Raw genomic sequence first — 20,765 nt, 5'->3', positions numbered from 1 at the left:
CTCAGAACACATGAAGATCAGATTTTGGATATTGCCCGCGGCGCTGGCCGCTGTCTCTGCGTTTGCCGTTGAGACGAAGACGTGGACGCAGAGTGAATCGGCCGAGTTCGAGAAGGGCAAGCTGAAAGGGCTGGCGCTTTCGAGTGAGGGCCGGCTGAGCTTGGCGCCGACATGGAAAGAGGTCTTTGACGCTGGAGTGCCGCACCTGTGGTGCGCGGTCTCCAACGCAAAGGGCGAGGTCTTCGCGGGCGGCGCGGATGGCAAGGTCTTCGCCATCGACGCGCAAGGCAAGGGACGGACTCTCGCGACGTTGGAAGGCGGCGCGGTGTATGCGCTGGCGGCCGGGACAAAGAACGATGTGTATGCCGCGGTTTCGCCGGAAGCGAAGATCTACCGCGTGGAAAGCGGCGGCAAGACGACGTTGTTCTCGACGCTGAAGGCGGGCTATGTATGGGCCCTGGTACCGGCGGCGGGCGGCGGTTTCTATGCGGCCACCGGCAATCCGGGCCAGATCCAGAAGATCGGGACGGACGGCAAGGCAACGGTGTTTTTCGACTCCGGTGAGACGCACGTGCGGTCGCTGTCGATGGATGGCAAGGGCAACCTGATTGCGGGTACTGAGCCGGGCGGCCTGGTGCTGCGCGTGGGTGCGGATGGAACAGGCTTTGTGCTCTACCAGACGTCGAAGCGGGAAGTGACGGCGGTGTTGGCGGGGCAGGACGGCGCGATCTACGCGGCGGCATCTGGCACGCGTTCGGCGGCGGCGTTGCCGGTGCCGGTCGCTCCGGTGCCCACTCCGGCCCCGGCGGCGCAGGCAGGCACAGGCGGCGGAGTACAGATCCAGATCGGCGGCGGAGGTGCGCGGCCCCAGGCGGCGGCTCCACCGAGCATTGGGGTGGCCTCCGCTCCAGGCAACAGCGAGATCTACCGGATTGCGGCCGATGGCGAGCCGCGCAGGATCTGGTCGAACCCGCTGCTGACCGTTTATGCTTTGGCGTTCGACAAGGCCGGGAAGCTGCTGGCCGGGACGGGCAACATGGGCCGGGTCTACCGCATCGACACGGACTTCACATTTACGCGGCTGGTGGACAGCGAGCCGCAGCAGGTGACAGCGCTGGCGCCAGGGGCGGGCGGTGCAGTGATTGCGGTGACGGCGAATCCGGCGAAAGTGTTCCAGATGGGCCCGACGCTGGAACGGACTGGCAGCATTGAGAGCGAGTTGTTCGACGCGGGCGGCTTCACCTACTGGGGCCGGCTGCGGAACGAGTCGGAATTGAACGGCGGCAAGATCAGCCTGGAAGCGCACAGCGGCAACCTGGATCGCGCCGAAAAGAACTGGAGCCCCTGGGCGGCGGTTGATGCGTCGACGGGTTCGCGGGTATCGGCCCCGGCGGCAAGGTTCCTGGGCTGGCGGGCCACGCTTAGCGCGGCGCCGGACGGACGGTCGCCGGTGTTGAAACTGGTGGAAGCGGCGTATCAGGCAAAGAATGTGGCTCCGGTGCTGGAGACGGTGGAAGTGACTCCGGCGAACTACAAGTTCCCCACGACGTCATCCTCGCTGACTGCCTCGTCCTCCCTGTCGTTGCCGCCGCTGGGACAGTCCCGGCGGGCGACGCCTTCGTCGGCCACGGATACCGGCGCCGGCGCGGCTACGCTGAGCTTCGACAAGGGTACAGTGGGCGCCCGCTGGCGCGCTCACGATGCCAATGGCGACACGCTGGACTACAAGGTGGAGATCCGCGGAGCCGAAGAACGGGAATGGAAGCTGCTCAAGGACAAGGTGAAGGACGCCCGGCTGAACTGGGATTCGACGGCCATGTCTGACGGCCGGTATAAGGTGCGGGTGACCGCGTCCGATGATACGGACAACTATCCGGGGCAGGGTCTGACCACGGTGATGGAGAGCGAGGAGTTCGTCATCGACAACACTCCACCGCAAATCGAGGGATTGGCGGCGCGGGTGGACGGCGGCAAGCTGCGGATCGAGTTCAAGGCCAGCGATGCGCAGACGACCTTGCAGTTCGCCGAGTATTCGATCAATGGCGGCGAGTGGATTTCGGCGAAGCCGACCACCCAATTTATGGACTCGCTGTCGCACGAGTACAAACTGGAGGCGGATAAGCCGGCAGGGACGGAGTTCACTGTCGCTGTGAAAGTCGCGGACGAGAATGACAACCTGGCGGTGCGGAAGGTGACGCTGCACTAACGGCCGGTGGACATTTTGAGTGTGAAGCTGCCGCCGGCGCCAATTGGGCCGGCGGTTTGCTTTGCGAGGAAGGCACAGCGTCCCAGCTGAAGTCTAAAATTTCAGATCAGCGCAATTCAGCGGTGTCGATGTAAAATGCTGGCATGCCGCAGCTTGCTGGAGTTTTCCCGATCCTGGCGACCACGTTCCGTGAGGACGGAGCCTTGGATCTCGACAGCCAGATCCGATTGGTGCGGTACCTCCTGGCCGCTGGGGCGCATGGATTCGGGCTGTTTGGGAACGCCAGCGAAGGGTATACGCTGACCGCGGCGGAGCGCCGCGAGATTCTGCAGGCAGTAGTGCGGGAGGTGGATGGCCGTGTCCCGCTCGTGGTGAGCTCCGGCCATACGGGTACGGCGGCCGCGGTGGAGTTGGGCAGGCAGGCCGAGGACATGGGTGCGTCGGGCCTGATGGTGTTGCCGCCCTATCTCCTGAAGACGGATGGCGAGGGGCTGTTGCACTACTACAACGAGACCGGCCGGGCGGTGAAGATTCCGGTGATGGTGCAGGACGCTCCGCTGATGACGCAGGTGGCGATGCCGCCTGCACTGCTGGCGCGGATGGTGAACGAGACTCCGAATGTCTGCTATGCCAAGGTGGAAGCGCCGCCGACGGCCACCAAGACGACCGCGGTGGTGAAGGCGAGCGGCGGGGCGATGACGGTGTTTGGGGGCTTGAACGGGCTATTCATGATCGAGGAGATGCAGCGCGGCGCGCGCGGAGTGATGCCGGGCAGCGACCTGACGGCGCAGTTTGTCGCCATTTGGAACGCGGTGGAGAGCGGCCGGCTGCACGATGCGTGGCGCGTGTTCACGCAGGCGTTGCCGCTGATCCGGTTTGAACTGCAGCCGGGGCTAGGCGTCTCGGCGATGAAGCACAACCTGGTGGCGCGGGGTGTGATCGACAGCGCGTTTGTGCGGCACCCGACGTCGTCGCTGACCAGCGAGAGCCTGGCAGAGTTGGAGTTCCTGCGGACGTGGGTGGCGGCGGAGCCACAGATGGCTGTGGACGCCTGATCCGGCGGCAACCCGCCATGCGCATCCGGCATTTGCGTTGGTACATTGCCGCGCTGCTGTTTGCCGCCTCGATGATCAACTACATCGACCGGCAGGCGCTTTCCGTAGTGGCGCCGATTCTCACAAAGGAACTGCACCTGTCGCCGACGCAGTATGCGGGCATCCTGCAGTGGTTCCTGGTGGCGTACACCATCACCTATGTGATCAACGGCTGGGTGGTCGACCGCTTTGGGACGCGGCGGTCGATGGCGGTGTTCATGGCCTGGTGGTCGGCCAGCAACATGGCGCACGCTCTGGCATCGGGCGCGGCTTCGCTTTCGGTGTTCCGCGGGCTGTTGGGCATGGGCGAGTCGGGCAGTTTCATGGCGTCGATCAAGGTGGCGTCGGAGTGGTATCCGGCGAAGGATCGGGCGGTGGTGAACGGGCTGGTGAATGCGGGTGCGGCGGCCGGGGCGGTGGTGGCTCCGCCGTTGGTGGTGTGGCTGGCGACGCAGTATGGGTGGCGGTTCGCCTTTGTGGCGACGGGGGCTGCCGGGTTCGTTTGGTTAATTGCGTGGATGGTGCTGTATGAACTGCCGGAGCGGCACAAGCGGATCACGGCGGAGGAGTTGGCGCTGATCCAGGCTCCGGCGCCGGTGGCTCCAGTGGCTGCCCAGGGGTATTTGCAACTGCTGGCGCAGCGTGAGACCTGGGCACTGCTGGGAGCACGGTTCCTGTCGGATCCGGTGTGGTGGTTTTACCTGTTCTGGCTGCCGAAGTACCTGGTGGAGCATCGCGGGTTCACGCTGTTGCAGATGGGTGTGCTGGCTTGGCTGCCGTACCTGTGCGCGGACCTGGGCTCCATTGCGGGCGGGCTGGCGTCGGGCGCGTTGATTCAACGCGGGTGGGCGGCAGGAAGAGCCAGGCGGGCGGTGATGCTGCCTTGTGCGCTGTCGATGCCGCTAAGCATTGCGGTGGCGCTGACGCCGTCGTCAGGGATGGCCATCGCACTGATCTGCGTCGTGCTGTTTGCGCATATGGCGTGGCGGACGAACCTGACCACCATGACGAATGACCTGTATCCACGCGCTGTGGTGGGGTCAGTCTCCGGACTGATCGCCTTTGGGACGGGGCTGGGCGGTACGCTGTTCACGAATCTGACCGGCCAACTGGTGGAACGGTACTCGTATACGTCGGTCTTCTACATCATGGGGTTCCTGCATCCGGCGGCGCTGCTGCTGATGGGTGTACTTCTGAAGAAGAGGGACGAATGACGCGAATCCAAAGTGTGGAAGCGATTCCGGTGCGGCTGCCGAGGGACCTGGAAGAGGCGACGGGGACTGCGGGCTCGCCTTCCGTATTGCGCAGCGGCGTGACGGATTACCGCTGGTCGGCCAGTGTGCCCGCCATCTATTCGCGGCATTTCGAGACGGCGCTGGTGAAGGTGACGCTGGATAACGGGCTGACGGGGTGGGGCGAGGCGCAGGCTCCGCTGGCTCCGCAGGTGGCGTGTACGATTGTCGAGCGGCTGCTGGCTCCGCTCCTGGTGGAAGCCGAGTTTCAGCCGGAGCCCGGGCATATAGAAAAGACCTGGCATAACCTTTACGGGACGATGCGCGTTCGCGGGCAGACGGGTGGCTTCATGCTGGATGCGATCAGCGGAGTGGACCTGGCGTTGTGGGACCTGGCCGGGCAGATGCGGCAGCAGCCCGTATCCACACTAATTGCCGGCGCGATGGCACGAACGAAGGTGCCGGCGTATCTGAGCGGCCTGCCTTCCGGTTCGTTCGCCGACCGGTGCCGCTTTGCACGGGACTACCAGGCGCAAGGGTTCGGCTGTTTCAAGCTTTTTCATGAGGCGGCGGAAGGGGAACTCTTCCAACTGCTGGACGAGCTGCGGGATGCACTGGGTGCATCGGCGCAACTGGCGGTGGATGCGTTGTGGCGGCTGGAGGAGTCGCGTGCAGCGGCTTTCGGGCGGCAGTTGGACCGGCGGCACGCAGTCTGGCTGGAATGTCCGTTCATGCCGGAAGAGGCGGAGGCGCATCTGCGTTTGGCGGAGGCGATCCAGACTCCGCTGGCGGCCGGGGAGAGCTACCGCACGCGGAACGAGATTTCGCCAGTATTGCCGGCGCTGCGATTTGTGCAGCCAGACCTGGGCCGGACTGGCATTACGGAAGGTCTGCGGATTGCGGCGATGGCGACTCAGGCCAACGCGGCCGTGTTGCCGCATGTGAGCATCGCCCTGGGTCCGCAGATCGCGGCGGCGATTCATTTCGCGGCCGCGCTGGAGAATGCTCCGCTGCTGGAGTTCAACCCGTCCGTCTGCAGGATGGCGAACCTCTTTCTGGAGTCGCCGCTGCGGGTGGAAGAGGCGCACTGGCAGGTGCCGAAGGGGCCGGGGCTGGGCATCCAGATGAAGGAAGCGGAACTGCGGGCAGCGATCCGTTGGTAATTGGTCGGGAATGTAACATCTTCCGAACACGAAGCATGATTGGCCGTAACTACTGGCTAGGTGAATCATGTTTGAATCGTTCGCGCAGGATATTAGTTACGGCATCCGGCAACTGAAGAAGAGTCCGGGCTTTACCTTCGTTGCGGTGGCCTCCCTGGCCTTGGGCATTGGCGCCAATACAGCCATTTTTGAACTGGTTGCGGCGATTCGACTGCAAACGCTGCCCGTGGCGAAGCCCGAGGAGCTGGTTTCTGTCGATTTTGCGAAGGGATCAGCGCGCTCGGGCTGGTTTTCGACGCGCTCTGCCAGGTTGACTTCCGCGCACTGGGAGCACCTGCAGAAGCACCAGCAGTCGTTCAGCGGAGTGCTGGCGTGGAGCGCCTCGCGGTTCAACCTCTCGGACGGCGGGGAAGCCCGTTGGGCTGAGGGGTTGTATGTCAGCGGCGATTTCTTTCGCGTGCTGGGGGTGAATCCACTGATTGGCCGGACGATCACCACGGCGGACGATACAGAAACGTGCCCAAATCCGGGGGCAGTGGTCAGTTATGCATTCTGGCAGCGGGAATTGGGCGGAGACAAGGGTGCCCTGGGGCGGAACATCAGCCTGAACGGGCATGCGGTTCCCGTGATCGGCATTACCAAGCCCGAGTTCTTTGGCGTGGAGATGGGCCGGCGTTACGACGTGGCCATTCCGGTTTGCGCCGACCGCATGATGGCGGACGACGGCAAGGGGCGGATCCCGATCAAGCACGCGTGGTGGCTGTCGATGATGGGGCGTCTGAAGCCGGGCGTGACGGTGGACAAGGCGCGAGCCCAGTTGCAGGCGTTGTCGCCGGGCATGATGGAGGCCACCATGTCGCCCACCTACAAAGCACAGCAGGCAAAGAAATACCTGGCGAACAAGATGGATGCGCAGGAGGGCGGAACTGGCGTTTCGAACCTGCGCCGCCAGTATGAACAGCCGTTGTGGCTGCTGATGGCGACCACGGGGCTGGTGCTGTTGATTGCGTGTGCGAACCTGGCGAACCTGCTGCTGGCGCGGGCCAGTGTGCGGGAGAGGGAACTCGCGGTGAGGCTGGCGCTGGGCGCCTCGCGCAACAGGCTCGTGCGGCAGTTGCTCGCCGAGAGCCTGCTGCTGGCGATCATGGGAGCGACCTTGGGCGCTGGCCTGGCGCAGTTGTTGAGCAAAGGCCTCATCACCTTCATCAGCACGCGCGACAATCCGCTGTTCGTGAATTTGACGTTGGACTGGCGGGTACTGGGTTTCACGGCGCTACTGGCCGTCTCCACCTGCCTGCTGTTTGGGCTGCTGCCCGCGTTGCGGGCCACGAACATGCCGCCGTCGGCCGCGATCCGCGCAGGGGGACGCAGTGTGACCTCCGGGCCGGAGCGCTTCAGCCTGCGCCGCATCCTGGTGGTGACCCAGGTGGCATTTTCGCTGGTGCTGCTGACGGGCGCATTGCTGTTTGTCCGCAGCCTGCGCAACCTGATGACGACGGATTCCGGTTACAAACCGGAGGGCATCATGACCGTGGACCTCGACTTCAGCCGCGGCCAATATCCCAAAGAGCGGCGGCCGGCTTTGTACCGCGAGCTTTCGGACAAGCTGGCGGTGCTGCCGGGTGTGCAGGCGGCGGCGCAGGTGATGATGACGCCGATGAGCGGCTCGGGCTGGAACAACGACATCGGTCCTGACAACAGCGCGGCGGCGGCCAGCGGCAAGCAGTCGTTCTTCAACCGCGTGGGGCCCGGCTATTTCCACACGATGGGGACGCAGTTGCTGGCCGGCCGTGAATTCGATGAGCGCGACAACACGTCGGCGCCCAAGGTGGCGGTGGTCAATGAGGTGTTCGCCAAGAAGTTCTTTGGGAAGGCGAACGTGGTGGGGCGGACGTTCCACATGGAGGCACCGGCGGGTAAGCAGGAGGATCTCATTCAGATCGTGGGTGTCGTGAAGAATACGAAGTATTACGAGCTGCGGGAGGATTTCCTGCCGATCGGGTTCTTCCCGATGGCGCAGGACGACGAACCGGGTCCCGGGCTTTCGACGGTGCTGCGTGTGCAGGGTTCGCCTCTGGATTTGATGAATGGGGTCAAGGGCGCCATTGCCGGGGTCAACCCGACTATCGGGATCGAGTTCAAGACATTCTCGACCCAACTGGAGGAGTCGCTGTTGCGCGACCGGCTGATGGCCACGCTTTCCGGAGCGTTCGCCCTGCTGGCCGGCCTGCTGGCCACGTTGGGGCTGTATGGCGTCATTGCGTACATGGTGGCTCGGCGGCGCAACGAGATTGGGCTGCGCATCGCGCTGGGCGCCGATCGGGGCAAGGTGATCCGGTTGGTGCTGGCGGAGACGGGCCTGCTGCTGGCGGCGGGGCTGGTGGTGGGCGTGCTGTTGGCGCAATGGGCGGCACGCGGAGCGGCCAGCATGTTGTACGGCCTGCAGCCCTGGGATCCGGTGTCGATGGCTGTCTCGATCGCGCTGCTGGCGACCGTGGGATTGTTCGCGGGGTATGGACCAGCCCGGCGGGCAGCGGCGCTGGAACCGATGTCGGCTTTGCGGGAAGAATAATCGCGGGTAACGGACGGGGCGGCTGATGGCAGCACCCTCAGCGCGCGGTGTGGCCTTGAAGCTGCACCGCGCGCTCATCATTTTGGCGGCGGTGTAGGTGATGCCACGCTCCATGAGTCTTTGAATTGAGATGAAACCGTCCTTTTCGAGACGTTGCGGGTGCCTCGCCGTTGTTGCACTGCTCACCCTGACCCTGACCGCGCAGCCCCGCCTGGAGAGTCTGGCGGCGCTGAGTGGGGACGGCGCAACACAAGTGAAGTCGATGGCACTGGACGCCTCGGGCAACATTTACCTGACCGGGACTACGACCTCAGCGGACCTGGCGACCCCGGGCGCATATCGCACAAAGCGGACCAGCTCGATCCTATATGCTTACTCGATCAGCGACGGCTCGTTCGAGCCGAGTTACCCCACCCGGAGCGGCTATGCCAGTGATGTGATAGGAGATCCACGCCAGAATGGCGAAGCTTACGCATTGACCCCGGACGGTCTGCTGAAGACCACAGACTCCGGCGCCACCTGGGTATTGGTCGGTGGCGGATTGCCCCCCGGAGCTGGTCCGCTATTCCTGGCCTTCGCCCCATCGCAGCCGGACGTCTTGTACGTTCTGTTCGCCCAGGGCATCTATCGCAGTACTGATTCCGGCCGCTCGTGGAGCGCCGCGCCGCCGGTGTCCGCATCGGTGCCGCCCGATCTGAAGACCGTTGTCAGCAGTCTTGCGATCGACCCGTTTGATGCGGCCCACGTCCTGGCGTATGGCTACCAGTCATACGACTCCCGGGATGGAGGCCAGACTTGGCACGAGTGGCCTACTAAGCTCGTCCAGGCAGCCTTCGACCCGCTACAGCGCGGAGTCGTCTGCGCCCTGGTCTCCGAGCAATCGGGGGCTATATCGAGAAACGTCCTGGTGAGGAGTACGGACGGCGGAAGATCGTTTCAACAAGTACCGGGGCGGCCAGTGACGCAACCACTGACCTTTCTGTTGGATGGCAAGCGGGCCGGCTGGATCTACGTCAGTGGTTACAATGACTTCGGCACTGATCCAGGTATTTACCGCAGCGAAGACAATGGTGCGAGCTGGGCCTTGGGGATCAGCACGGCTCCGGGACAGTTCCTGCAGGACACACAGTCGGGTGAAGTGTTTGCGGTGACCGGAAGCGAAGGCATCTTGCGCAGCACGGACGGTTTCCGGAGCGTCACCCAGATGAAGATCAAGGCTTATCTGGGCACCGCAACGATTGTTTCCAGCGGCAAACTGCTGGTCCGGTTTCCGAATGTCAGCACTGGAGACGCGTTCGTGGCAAAACTCGACGCGGCGGGCCGCCTGCAGTACTTCACATACATCGGAGCCCTGTTTCAGAGTTCGGGCACGGCCATCACCGTCGACAGCCAGGGACGGGCCATCGTCGGCGGATTCAGTTCCGGCGAGGTGATCCCGAATGCGACCAGCCTGACTGGCGGGGTTCCAGGGTCCACCCTTCTATTCAGGCTCTCGCCGGACGGCAGCCAGATGGAGTATGCCACCTGGGCGCCTGGCGGGGTCATCAACTCGATAGCACTGGATACAAACGAAGACATCTATCTCGCCGGGACGACTGGCAGCAGTTTCTATGCGACTCCTGGCTCCGCTCAACCCTACTTCACGGACTGGCCGCAGCTGCCCCAGGGCCCCACCCACAATGACGGCTTCATGGCGAAAATCACCCGGGAAGGGGACAAGTTGGTCTACTCCACCTTTATGGGGTACGGAGGAATCGACCGCGCGTGGACGATCTCAGTGGATTCGCAGGGGAATGCCTACGCGGCCGGCACCCGCGTGTGGAAGCTGAATGCCGACGGCTCAGCGTTTCTGTGGAGCACCACCCTGCAACCAGGCGAGATCCTGTCCGGCGTGATTGATAGAGAGGGCAACTACTACGTCTGCGGGGCCACCCGCTGGACGGATATGTACACGACGCCCAATGCGTTCCAGCACGATGCGCCCCCCAGTTACGGAATCAATCCGGGCGATTTCCGGTTCAGCCCGCCTGAACTGGATGGTTTCGTGGCCAAGCTTGACGCCGATGGAGGGGTGGTCTATTCCACGCTGCTGGGCGGCTCGTCGAACGACTCCGCCACGCGCATCGCGCTCGACGAGAATGGACAAGTCATCGTGGCCGGTTACACCAGGTCGACCGACTTTCCGGTGCGCAACCCGATGGGCGACGCACCGGCAGCAGCGTTCCTGACGCGCCTGAACGCCGACGGCTCTGATGTCGTTTATTCCACCTATATGCCGGGCGACGGCGAACTGCGGCCGGTGGGGCTGGCCTTGCGGCCTGGTGGCGGATTGATCGTGGCCAGATCTTCAAGTTTACCGGGCACCGCCACGGTTGAGCTAATCACCGAAAGCCTCCGCTAACCGAGTGAAGAGTTCTCGAGGACCGCCCACTGCGCCAGGCCGGCGAAACGGCGGTACTCAGCCACCCGGAAGCCGGGCACCCGGCGAGCGTCGAAGAGATTGGAGTGCGGAGATGTTCGGCGTTGATTGATACCCGCATTTTCCAGGATCTTGAGGAGCCAGTCCCATTCGGGCGCGGGCGTGGTGAGCATCAACTGGCCTTTCGGCTTCAGCAGTTGGCGGCAGGCGGCGAAACAGTCGACGTGCTCCAGGATTTCGAAGGCCACAATCACGTCAAACGAGGCGGCCTGCAGGCCCAGTCGAGGCCATTCCAGGATATCCCCAACGATGTCCGCTGGCTCGTGTAAGTCCAGGCCGGTGTATGCTTTAACGCCCCGGTCACGCAGATAGCCGCCCGCCCAGCCTGAGCCGCAGCCTATCTCGAGCACGCGGGCGTCGAGCTGGATGCGGTCAAGGAAGTAGCGGGCGCGCAGGCCGCGCATTCTGGATTCGAGGAGGGCCATGAGGACGGGTAGTCCCATGGTAGCGAACGGCGTCGGCGGAGGGTCAGGCGAGGATGTTGAGAATCGCCTGGTTCAGGTTGTCGAAGTTCTTGGCGACTTCGACATTGGCGTCCACCATGATTTTTGCCTGCAGCATGGCCATGACTTCGGCGCTGAGGTCCACTGTGTCGGTGGGTGCGGATACGGAGGTGGGCATTCTGGCAATGCGCGACGCCGTGGCCGATGCCAACTGAAGTCCGTTGTTGATGCCCGCGAGGGCGACGCTCAGGTCTGCCATTTGTCTGCCTCGAAGTTCTTATCGGGGAAACGGGCGGCCGTTTGAGGGAAACTTGTGGTGTCGACGGGTTTGCACCAATGTCGGAGAATGAAATTGAGCTATGCGTACGACTTCGATTCTGCTCGCCGCGATCCTGATCTTCTGTTTTCAGGCGGTCCTGGTGTGCCAGCCGTCGGCTATGCCGCTACCCACGTTTCTGGGCACGGTGAAGGGGAGCGACGGGAAAGTCCTCTCGATTGAGTCGGATGACGGGAACACGATGCAGTTCACCTGCACGCGCAAGACGGAGTTTCTGGACGGCAAGAAGCGCATCAAGGCTACGGACCTGCAGCCGGGAGAGTATGTCTCTGTGGAAGCGAAGCTCGCGCCGGACCGGTCGATGGATGCGGTGATCGTCCACCGCGAAAAACGTCCCGACGCGTAGCGGATCAACTGATACGGCGGAAGGCCAGTACGGCGTTCAAACCGCCGAAAGCGAACGAGTTAGAGAGCACCGCCTCCACCTGGGCAGGCCGCGCCATATTGGGAATCACATCCAGGTCGCAGGCCGGATCGGCCTGGGTGAAGTTCGCGGTGGGCGGAAGCAGGCCGCGCTCCATGGCCAACAGCGACGCCACTGCTTCCAACGCGCCGGCCGCACCCAGGGTATGGCCATGCATCGATTTGGTTGAGCTCACCGCCGGCGGCTGGGCAAACACTGAACGGATGGCCCTGGTCTCCGTTACGTCGTTGGCCGGTGTGCCGGTGCCGTGGGCATTGATGTAGCCGATCTGTTCGGGTGCGAGTCCGCCATCGGCCAAAGCGGCGCGCATGGCGGCGGCGGCGCCCTCGGCTGAGGGCATCGTGATGTGGGAGGCATCCGAGGTCATCCCGAAGCCACAGATCTCACCCAGGATGTGGGCTCCGCGGGCGGTAGCGGCCTCCAGCGTTTCCATGACGAGGATGGCCGCGCCTTCGCCGAGGATCAGGCCTTTGCGATCCACGGTGAACGGCCGGCAGGTGTCGGGGGCCACGACGCGCATCGCTTCCCAGCCGCGCAGCATGCCCAGACAGAAGGGCGCCTCGTTTCCACCCGCCAGGGCGGCATCGGCCATACCCGCCCGCACCATCCAGAACGCCTGGCCAATGGCATGGGCGGAGGAGGCGCAGGCAGTGGAGACGGTATAGGCCGGCCCGGTGATGCCGTGGTGCATGGAGATCCAACTAGCCGTGCCATTGGCCATCACCTTGGGAATGGTGAGCGGGTCGAAGCGAGTCTTCTTTTCCTCGAAGAGCTGGCGGTAGGTTTCGTCCTCGGTTGTCTTTCCACCGACGCAGCAGCCTGTCACGACCGCTGTCCGGGCGGGATCGAGCGTCAGTCCAGACATTCCCAGAGCTTCGGCCGCCGCCACCCCGCCGAGCTGAACCGTGCGGTCCAGTTGGGAGGCTACTTTGGGGTCAAAGTGGAGGAAGGGGTCGAAATCCTGGACTTCGGCTCCGTTGGAGAAGCGAAGCGCCGAGCAGTCCACCGCTTTGATGGGACGGATGCCGCTGCGGCCTTCCGCCAGCGCAGCCCAGAATGAGGGAAGGTCGGGCCCCAGGGCGGAGATCACCCCCGCGCCGGTGATGACGACGCGTCTCATGCCGGATCGGATGCGGAAGCAGCCGACTGCTTGCGCGCCAACAGCGTCTCGACTCCGGCGATGGCCTGCTGGATGGAGGTGAACTCCTTGCCGGCGTCATCGGGGATGTCGATGTCGAACTCTTCCTCCAGCGCGAAGAGGATATGCAGGCCGTCCAGGGAATCGATGTTGAGTTCCTGGAAAGTGCTCCCGGGCTGGATGGTATCAACCGGGATGCGCTGATTCTCGGCGATGACGCGAATGACGCGCTGGCTGGTGGTTTCCTGCATTCTATTGAGCTCCGTTGGTCACGATCCGGGCCGCCGCGTGAATCTCTAAGTCTACTTTCTCGCCGACACGCAGGACAAACGTGCTCGGGTTTTTCAGCCCCCAAGCCACATAGGGGATGGAGAACTTCGAGTCGGCGCTGATGCGGCCTGGTTCCACGGTCACCTGGATGGGCAGTGTCGCCTCGTGCTCACTGCCATGCAGCAGGAAGGTGCCGTGCACCTGGAGGGTGGCGCTGCCCTGCACTGGCACCTGTCCATCCACATGTTTCGGCTTGAAGACCACATCGGGAAACTTGGCGCTTTCCAGCACGCTCTTGTGCATCTTGCCATCGCGGCTATCGTTGCCGCTGGCGCCGCTGCGGGCATCGGCGATGAGCTCCCCAGACGCGTTCCCAGTGGCCGGATCGAAGTGGATTGTCCCGCTGCGCAACTGGAAGGTGCCGTGGACCGTATGCACGAAAGCGTCCAGGGTCCAGTGGATCTGAGTTTGGGGCGGATCGAACACCAGCACGGTGTCGGCCGCGTGGAGTGGAACAAGCAGGCCCGCCGCGAGCAGCGACAGGAAGAGGAGGTAACGCATGGCAGTGGCCTTTCTCAGGCGGTGAACATACTCCAACCGAGCGTAATGGCGGCGGTCGCCAGCACTCGGGGGGAGAACCCGTGGACATGCATGGAGAGCATGTCCGCAAACACCTTCGGCCGGGCCGAGAGTGCGGAAAATACGCGGCGGCGCAGGGAGTCGCGCTGATCCATCAGCAGCATCAGATCGGCCATGAGAGCCGGACGGCGGCGGATGCGATTGTGCGCCTTCTGGTAAAGTCCCAGGTCATCCAACTCCATCGCCGCGGCCAGCGCCAACGCCTGCTGGAAGGCGAGGGACAAGCCCTCACCGGTGACGGCGTCAACTGATCCGGAGGCATCGCCGATCAGCGCGATGCGGTCGTGGCACACTCTCCGCAGGCGGCGGGAAGCCGAAATGGAGCCGCGCTCGGTGGAGGCCGGCGCCGCACCGCGCAGCTTCTCCATCAGGTCAGGAAACAGAGGCAAAGCCTGCTGCAGCCGGAGATCGGAGCTGCAGGAGAGCAAAGCGACGTTCACCCGATCGGCGGCCACGGGGGTGACATAGATCTGGCAGCCGGAGGCCCAGTGGACTTCGACATGATCGGTCCAGGGAGCCACCTGGAAGTGACGGCGGAAACCGAAACGCTGGCTGTCCCTCACCCTGGCATCGAGCCCGGCCCAGCGGCGAATGGCGGAACCGGCGCCATCGGCGCCCACAATAAACCGGGCGGTGAGGGAGTGGTTGCGGAGCAGCACACGCTGGCCTTCCAACCCGACGACCGGAGAGTTCCATAGCAGCGTGACTCCGGCCTCTTCGGCCTTGGCCGCCAGAATCCGGTGCAGGGTCGTGCGGCGCACACCAAAGCCGACGCCGGACGGGAAGGTTGCGGCGACCGAACGGCCATGGCTGCTGAACCGGATGCCGCGGAAAGGAACATAATCGTCCGGGGCGATCGTGACACCCAGGCTGCGCAGGGCGGCCACGGCGTCCGGCATCAGGCCCTCGCCGCAGGCCTTGTCGATGGCGCTATGCGCGCTATCGGCGACCACGACGCGGAACCCTTTGCGGCGCGCGGCGATGGCGGCCACCAGCCCGGCCGGGCCGCCTCCGGCAATGAAGACATCGGTTTCTGTTGGTAATTCCATACCCTCACCAGCGCAACAGGAGCAGTTCGGAACAGAACGCAGGGCCCATCGCCGCCATCAGGCTGTAGGTGCCCGGCTGCGGACGGCGGTTCATCATGACCTCCTCCAACACCAGCAGCACCGAAGCGGATGAGAGATTGCCCGTACGCTTCAGGCACGCCCAGGACGCATCCAGGGCGTCGGGCGGAAGTTGCAAGGCACTGCTCGTGGCCTCCAGCACGCGCGGCCCGCCGGTATGCAGCACCCAGCTTCCGATGTCACCCCGCGAGAGTCCTTCCGAGGCGAGGAACGCGTCCACATCGGCGGCCAGGTTCTGCTCCACTACTTCGGGCACTTCCCGCGAAAGTACGATCTGGAAGCCCTTCTCGGAGATATCCCAGCCCATCACGTGTTCGGTGTTCGGATAGAAGACCGAACGAGTCGCCAGGATCCGCGGCCCTGCTACAGGGACATCCGCTCCAGCCACCAAGGCAATGCCGGCGCCGTCGCCGAATAATCCCGAGGAGATCAGATTGGCGACGGAGAGGTCCTCGTGCTGAAGCGTGAGCGAGCACAATTCGACGGCGATCACGGCGGCCACCTGCTTCGGATACGCCTTTACGTAATCGGCTGCCCGAGCAACGCCGGCCGCGCCAGCGACACAACCGAGTCCAAAAATCGGCACCCGCTTGATGTTCACCGGCAGGCTCATGCGGTTCATCAGACGCGCGTCCACCGACGGGCTGGCGATGCCCGTGACCGAGACGAAGAAGATGGCGCCGAGTGCTGACTTGTCGAGCCCGGCGCGTTCCAGGGCCAACGTCAGGGCCTCTTCGCTGAGATCCACGGCGACATCGATCCAGTGGTTGTTCGCCTGGCCCCACGTCTTGATGCCGTAATACTGCTCCATCGGCAGCGCGAGATAGCGAGTCTCCACGCCAACACGGTGGTGCAGGCGCTCGATGAACTCGGGGTTATCGAGCTTCGGCCCCCAGAACTGCTTGAGGGCCGCGAGCAGCACCCGCTGGTCGTATTTGTGTTTGGGTAAGGCGCTGGCCGCGCTGGCGATGATCATTAAAGAAGTCTACTTTCAACGGAGGCGGGCAAGTTCTTCTGCATAGAGATGGTTGTGGGGAAACTCCTGCACCAGTGACTGCAAAATAGAACGCGCCAGTTGCCTGTTCTTATCCCTCAACGCGGCAACGGCCAGCAACAACCGGGCAAACGGTTGCAGAAAACGGCCCTTTTCCGCCGTGATCTTCAATTTCTCCAGGCCCAGCTCCTTGTTGGTCGCATTGCCGTTCCATTGGAGAAACCAGCGCACCGGAAGCGGCTTCAGGCTGAGCAAATAATTCTCGACGCCGATGGCGAGCCATGCGTCGGCGAACTTCGGATCCGACTGCAGGAGCTTCTCGGCCAGCAGGCGGCTATCCTTCGTTGCATTCAAAGAGCTCAGGTAGCGCTTCTCGATCAAGGCGTCGTAATCCGACTGCAGGCCCAGCGCCAGGACCTTCGCGAAGACGGCATTCGAGTCCCCGGGCGATCGCGCCAGGACCTTGCCCGCAAGATCCTGCGCCCGCCCCAGTTCCCGATGGAATGCCTGCTGCGCCGCGGCGTCCGGTTTCAACTTCTGGCTGGTGCGGAAATTATCGTCATGCAGGAAGAATTCCGATTGGAGAATATGGAGCCGGTCAAACTCAGAGAATAGATAGGCAGCGGCATCAGAGACCGGTCCCAGCGGGTCCTCAGGATGTTGCCTCATCCACTCGGCGAAAGTTTTGTGCGCTGCTTCAAACTCCAGGTTGTACATCTGCCGGTAGCCCAGGTCGATGCCCGGAACCTGCTGAGCACAAACGGGAATGGCGGCCAGCAAAGAGGCCAGTAACAATTGTGCGATGGATGACACAGATCAATACTACTTATCAGATGCACAGCCCAGGCGAACTTATTCCAAAAGGAAGCAGTCGCTTTTATGTAGCCGGCCCAACACCCGGCACCTAATCGGATGCGCGGCACGATACATCGGTTACGGGACGGCGGGCTTTTCCATACCCAATCGATCGATCTGAATCCTGGCTACGCGGTTGAAATCCATGCGGGCTACGGTGAACCGGCGGTCTTCGTACTCGACGGAGTCGCCGGGGCTGGGGATGCGGCCAAACCGGAAGAGCAGATAGCCCGCCACCGTTTCGTAGGAATCGCCCAGTGGGAGTTCTACCCCAAACTGGGTCTCCAGATCCCGGAGGCTGGTCGCCCCATCAACCTCGAAGCCGCCATCGTCTTCCAGCGCCGGTTGCACCGTTTGCAGATCGAACTCGTCTTCGATCTCTCCGAAGATCTGTTCGAACACGTCTTCGATGGACACCAGGCCGCTGACCGTGCCGAACTCGTCCACGACCAGGGCGACGTGTGCGTGTTTCTCACGAAGATCGTCGAGGACCAGGTGCAAGGCGCGAGACTCCGGCACGATGGGGGCCTTGCGTACGATGCGGCTCAGCTTGAACGGCTCCACGGCCCGCCTGCGGGAGTTCGACTGACGGCGCTGCGCCCAGAAATCGAGCACGTCTTTCACGTGAACAAAGCCAATGGGATTCTCCAGCGACTTCTGGCAGACAGGCAGGCGGGAGTAGCGGCTGCCGCTCATCAACTGCAGAACCTCGTCGATGTCCGCATCCATCTCCACGGTGACCATCTGATTGCGCGGCACCATTACCTGCCGGACGCTGACCTCCTGCAGGTCGATAATCCGGCTGATGGCTTCGCGTTCAAACTCGGTCAGTTGCCCGGCGGAGTGGCTGGCCGCGACGACAAACTTGAGTTCTTCCGGCGAATGAGCGCCGTGCTGGTGGCCATGGACGCCAATCAGGCGGGAAAAGATGCCGGAGGCGCGTTCGATCACCCACACGAAGGGCTCCACCAACTTGTAGAACACCAGCAGGACGGGGGCAACGATTACGGCCAGCCGGTCTGACTTGTCGATGGCCACATTCTTGGGCACCACTTCGCCGAACACGACGTGGGTGAACGTCATGATTGCGAAGGCGCAGACCAGGCTGACAATGCGGACCACGGCCTCGGTGGCCGGCGTGCGCACTGGCGCGAACAGCGTCATGAACATGCCGTCGAGGGTCGCCTCGCCCAGCCAGCCCAGCGCCAGGCTCGCCAGGGTGAGCCCCACCTGGCTGACCGAAAGCAGCCGTTCCGGATTCGCCAGCAGGGACATGGCGGCGTGGGCGCCGACGACGCCCTGATCGGCCATCTGCCGCAGCCGGGAAGGCCGCACGGAAACGAGCGCCGTTTCCGCGGCCGCAAAGAAGCCATTCACACCGATGATGATAAACATCAGCATCAGGCGGTAGCCGTAGCTTGCTGGTTGTTCTTCCATGGATGAGCGGGTATTTTCTCGCCGCGGCGGACCTATGGGTACCATTGTAGAGATGTCGCGAATCCTGCGTGCCGTGAATGCCCTGATCCTCCTGCTGGTTGTCGCAGGGCTGGCGGGCGTGTTTTGGTTTGTGTGGCGGCCTACGCCCCAGACGTCAGGGGAGATCCAGGCGCCAACGGCCAAGCCGGTCCGCATCGTACGCGACAGCCTCGGGGTTCCTCACATTTTCGCCGAGAACATTGACGATGTACTGTTCGGGCAGGGGTTCGCCACCGCGCAGGACCGACTCTGGCAGATGGACACACTGCGCCGGTTGGCGGCCGGAGAACTGAGCGAAATCATCGGCAAGTCCGGCCTGGAACTGGACCGCAAATCGCGGCGCCTGCGCATGCGCCAGATCTCGCAGATGTGGCTCAGGAACATGCCGGCCAAGGACCGCGCCTTGCTCGCCGCCTATGCCCGCGGTGTCAATCACTACATCGAAACCAACCGCGGCAAGTGGTCACCGGAGTTCACCATTCTGGGGTATCAACCGCGCCCCTGGCTGATCTCCGATACCCTGCTCTGCGCCCTGCAGATGCATCGCACCCTGAGCGGCAACTGGGAGCAGGACCTGCTGAAGGCAAAGATGCTGGCGCTGGGCGATCGCGACAAGGTGGAGTTTCTGTTCCCGGCGCGCGTTGGCAACGAACCCATGCCGGGCTCGAATGCCTGGGCCATCTCGGGCGCCCGCAGCACTACCGGCAAGCCCATCCTGGCCAACGATCCACACCTGGAGTGGACGATGCCCTCCACGTGGTATGAGATTCAGCTGCAGGCTCCGGGACTGAACGTCGTGGGCGCCTCGCTGCCTGGCGTGCCGGCCGTCGTGATCGGACACAACGACAGAATTGCGTGGGGCATCACCGCCCTCCAATTCGACAACCAGGACCTCTATCTTGAGAACATTGATATGCGTACGGGCGCCTTCACCTTCCGCGGCCAGACCGGACAGGCGCACCGGGAAGTGGAACTGATCGCCGTCAAGGGCGACAAGCCCGTGGAAGAGGTGACCTTCAACACGGTGCATGGCCCCATCTTCCGAACAGAGGGCGAGGTTCACATTTCCCTGCGTTGGGCCGCGGCGACCAACAATCCGTTCGAATTCCCCATGATCGATTTGAATCGCGCCCGGAACTGGACGGAGTTCCGCGCCGCGCTGAGCCGCCTGACCGGCCCCAACATCAACGTTTTATATGCCGACGTGGATGGCAATATCGGATGGCAGGTGGCCGGCCGCTTACCCCAGCGGAAGGGCTTCCGCGGCGATGTGCCCCTGGACGGCTCAGCCGGAGTCCAGGAGTGGGAAGGGTTTATCCCATTCGAAGAGCTACCCTCCTACTACAATCCGAAGTCCGGCATGTTGGTGAGCGCGAATCAGAACGGTTTTCCCGAAGATGCGCCCTACCAGGTGAGCGGCTTCTTCGCTTCCACGCACCGCGCCCGGCAGATCACGGCGCGGCTGCTTTCCAAGCCGAAATGGAAGCCGGAGGAGATGCTGCGCATCCAGACTGACGTCTATGCCAGTAGCCTCAAGTACCTCGCCACGCAGGCAGTGCAGGCGGTGGACAAGCGCGGCGACCAGAACGCCATGGCCCGCGAAGGCGCACAGTTGCTGCGCGACTGGGATGGGCAGATGAACCGGGACAAGGCCGCACCCCTGCTCGCGTCCCTGCTCTACCAGCACCTGCGGCGCTCCATGGCAGACCGGGCCGCGCCCAAAGAGGGCGCCGACTATAAGCCCTATATCGCCCACAGCGTGGTGGAGAAGCTGCTGCGGCAGCGGCCGGCCGGCTGGTTCAACGACTATGATCTTTGGCTGGCGACGTCGCTGGCCGACGCAGTTGAGGAAGGGAAACGGATGCAGGGCCGCAATATGGCGAAGTGGAGCTATGGCGTGCAGAATCTGCTCACGCTCAAGCACCCCATCGCTTCCCTGGTGCCAGGGGTCGGGTCGTTCTTCAATATCGGTCCACTGCCCTTGAACGGCTTCGGCACCACCATCAACGCGACCAGCGAACGCATCGGCCCCTCGATGCGCTTTGTGGCCGATACCAGCAATTGGGACGCCAGCCAGATGAACCTCACAGTGGGCGAGAGCGCCCACATCTTCAGCGGCCACTACAAGGATCAGTGGGAGCACTACTATGCCGGGCTGAGTTTCCCGCTGGAATTCAGCCAGGTGAAGGGCAAGGGCACGCTGATTCTCAAGCCGTGACCTGGGGCGGTGGACGCTCCACTGGCTGAGCCTGGTGCAGGCGGCTGATATACTCGTCTCAAAATTCCCAGCTCGTCGAGGGTCATTTTGCTACGAAC

17 protein-coding genes are annotated in these 20,765 nt (G+C 63.4%); 8 read left to right on the top strand and 9 right to left on the bottom strand.

Annotated elements, in window-relative coordinates; translation table 11 throughout:
* Positions 1 to 10 precede the first annotated feature (10 nt).
* The 6 genes from ACR9Y2_RS08290 (at position 11) to ACR9Y2_RS08265 (ending at position 10,668) form a co-directional block, all read left to right on the top strand.
* Positions 11 to 2,206 carry a hypothetical protein gene (locus ACR9Y2_RS08290; protein WP_435040625.1) on the top strand — a complete coding sequence of 732 codons (2,196 nt, stop codon included), beginning with the start codon at positions 11 to 13 and terminating at the stop codon, positions 2,204 to 2,206.
* A gap of 143 nt (positions 2,207 to 2,349) precedes the next feature.
* Entirely contained in the window at positions 2,350 to 3,261 is a 912-nt protein-coding gene (locus ACR9Y2_RS08285) for a dihydrodipicolinate synthase family protein (RefSeq protein ID WP_435040624.1), read from the top strand.
* A gap of 17 nt (positions 3,262 to 3,278) precedes the next feature.
* The gene (locus tag ACR9Y2_RS08280; protein WP_435040622.1) at positions 3,279 to 4,514 is read left to right on the top strand and encodes an MFS transporter; all 1,236 of its coding nucleotides are present in this window, start codon (positions 3,279 to 3,281) and stop codon (positions 4,512 to 4,514) included.
* Complete coding sequence (locus tag ACR9Y2_RS08275; RefSeq protein WP_435040621.1) at positions 4,511 to 5,695, top strand: mandelate racemase/muconate lactonizing enzyme family protein; 1,185 nt, start codon at positions 4,511 to 4,513, stop codon at positions 5,693 to 5,695. Before ACR9Y2_RS08280 ends, ACR9Y2_RS08275 begins: the two co-directional genes overlap by 4 nt.
* Positions 5,696 to 5,762: 67 nt before the next feature.
* Complete coding sequence (locus ACR9Y2_RS08270) at positions 5,763 to 8,267, top strand: ABC transporter permease (protein ID WP_435040620.1); 2,505 nt, start codon at positions 5,763 to 5,765, stop codon at positions 8,265 to 8,267.
* A gap of 130 nt (positions 8,268 to 8,397) precedes the next feature.
* Positions 8,398 to 10,668 carry an SBBP repeat-containing protein gene (locus ACR9Y2_RS08265; RefSeq protein ID WP_435040618.1) on the top strand — a complete coding sequence of 757 codons (2,271 nt, stop codon included), beginning with the start codon at positions 8,398 to 8,400 and terminating at the stop codon, positions 10,666 to 10,668.
* On the opposite strand, the gene ACR9Y2_RS08260 is transcribed toward ACR9Y2_RS08265, so the two are convergent.
* Together ACR9Y2_RS08260 and ACR9Y2_RS08255 are read right to left on the bottom strand one after the other, a co-directional pair.
* Positions 10,665 to 11,171, bottom strand: coding sequence for a class I SAM-dependent methyltransferase (locus ACR9Y2_RS08260; protein WP_435040617.1), 507 nt, complete (start codon positions 11,169 to 11,171; stop codon positions 10,665 to 10,667). The genes ACR9Y2_RS08265 and ACR9Y2_RS08260 overlap by 4 nt on opposite strands.
* A gap of 43 nt (positions 11,172 to 11,214) precedes the next feature.
* Positions 11,215 to 11,448 carry a hypothetical protein gene (locus ACR9Y2_RS08255; protein WP_435040616.1) on the bottom strand — a complete coding sequence of 78 codons (234 nt, stop codon included), beginning with the start codon at positions 11,446 to 11,448 and terminating at the stop codon, positions 11,215 to 11,217.
* A gap of 100 nt (positions 11,449 to 11,548) precedes the next feature.
* On the opposite strand from ACR9Y2_RS08255, the gene ACR9Y2_RS08250 reads away from it, so the two are divergent.
* Positions 11,549 to 11,872: a hypothetical protein gene (locus ACR9Y2_RS08250; RefSeq protein ID WP_435040614.1), complete on the top strand. Its 324-nt coding sequence runs from the start codon at positions 11,549 to 11,551 to the stop codon at positions 11,870 to 11,872.
* A gap of 4 nt (positions 11,873 to 11,876) precedes the next feature.
* Here ACR9Y2_RS08250 and ACR9Y2_RS08245 read toward each other — a convergent pair whose 3' ends face one another.
* The 7 genes from ACR9Y2_RS08245 to ACR9Y2_RS08215 form a co-directional block, all read right to left on the bottom strand.
* Positions 11,877 to 13,070: a beta-ketoacyl-[acyl-carrier-protein] synthase family protein gene (locus ACR9Y2_RS08245; RefSeq protein WP_435040612.1), complete on the bottom strand. Its 1,194-nt coding sequence runs from the start codon at positions 13,068 to 13,070 to the stop codon at positions 11,877 to 11,879.
* Entirely contained in the window at positions 13,067 to 13,339 is a 273-nt protein-coding gene (locus tag ACR9Y2_RS08240; protein ID WP_435040611.1) for an acyl carrier protein, read from the bottom strand. The genes ACR9Y2_RS08245 and ACR9Y2_RS08240 overlap by 4 nt, the downstream gene beginning before the upstream one ends.
* A gap of 1 nt (position 13,340) precedes the next feature.
* Positions 13,341 to 13,919, bottom strand: coding sequence for a YceI family protein (locus ACR9Y2_RS08235; protein WP_435040609.1), 579 nt, complete (start codon positions 13,917 to 13,919; stop codon positions 13,341 to 13,343).
* Positions 13,920 to 13,933: 14 nt separating this feature from the next.
* Positions 13,934 to 15,046, bottom strand: coding sequence for an NAD(P)/FAD-dependent oxidoreductase (locus ACR9Y2_RS08230; RefSeq protein ID WP_435040608.1), 1,113 nt, complete (start codon positions 15,044 to 15,046; stop codon positions 13,934 to 13,936).
* A gap of 4 nt (positions 15,047 to 15,050) precedes the next feature.
* Positions 15,051 to 16,100, bottom strand: coding sequence for a type III polyketide synthase (locus ACR9Y2_RS08225; RefSeq protein ID WP_435040607.1), 1,050 nt, complete (start codon positions 16,098 to 16,100; stop codon positions 15,051 to 15,053).
* 15 nt (positions 16,101 to 16,115) lie between these two features.
* Entirely contained in the window at positions 16,116 to 16,931 is an 816-nt protein-coding gene (locus ACR9Y2_RS08220; protein ID WP_435040606.1) for a hypothetical protein, read from the bottom strand.
* Between the two features lie 120 nt (positions 16,932 to 17,051).
* Positions 17,052 to 18,410 (bottom strand): hemolysin family protein, encoded by a 1,359-nt coding sequence (locus ACR9Y2_RS08215; protein WP_435040605.1) that lies wholly within the window; start codon positions 18,408 to 18,410, stop codon positions 17,052 to 17,054.
* A gap of 34 nt (positions 18,411 to 18,444) precedes the next feature.
* Between ACR9Y2_RS08215 and ACR9Y2_RS08210 the strand changes: the two genes are divergently transcribed.
* Positions 18,445 to 20,667, top strand: coding sequence for a penicillin acylase family protein (locus ACR9Y2_RS08210; RefSeq protein ID WP_435040604.1), 2,223 nt, complete (start codon positions 18,445 to 18,447; stop codon positions 20,665 to 20,667).
* The last annotated feature ends 98 nt before the right edge of the window (positions 20,668 to 20,765 follow it).

Origin of the sequence: Paludibaculum fermentans, assembly GCF_051172195.1 — a bacterium.
Taxonomy (GTDB): Bacteria; Acidobacteriota; Terriglobia; order Bryobacterales; family Bryobacteraceae; genus Paludibaculum; species Paludibaculum fermentans_A.
Note: the sequence above shows the minus strand (reverse complement) of the source record. Positions and strands in the feature narration are given on the sequence as shown.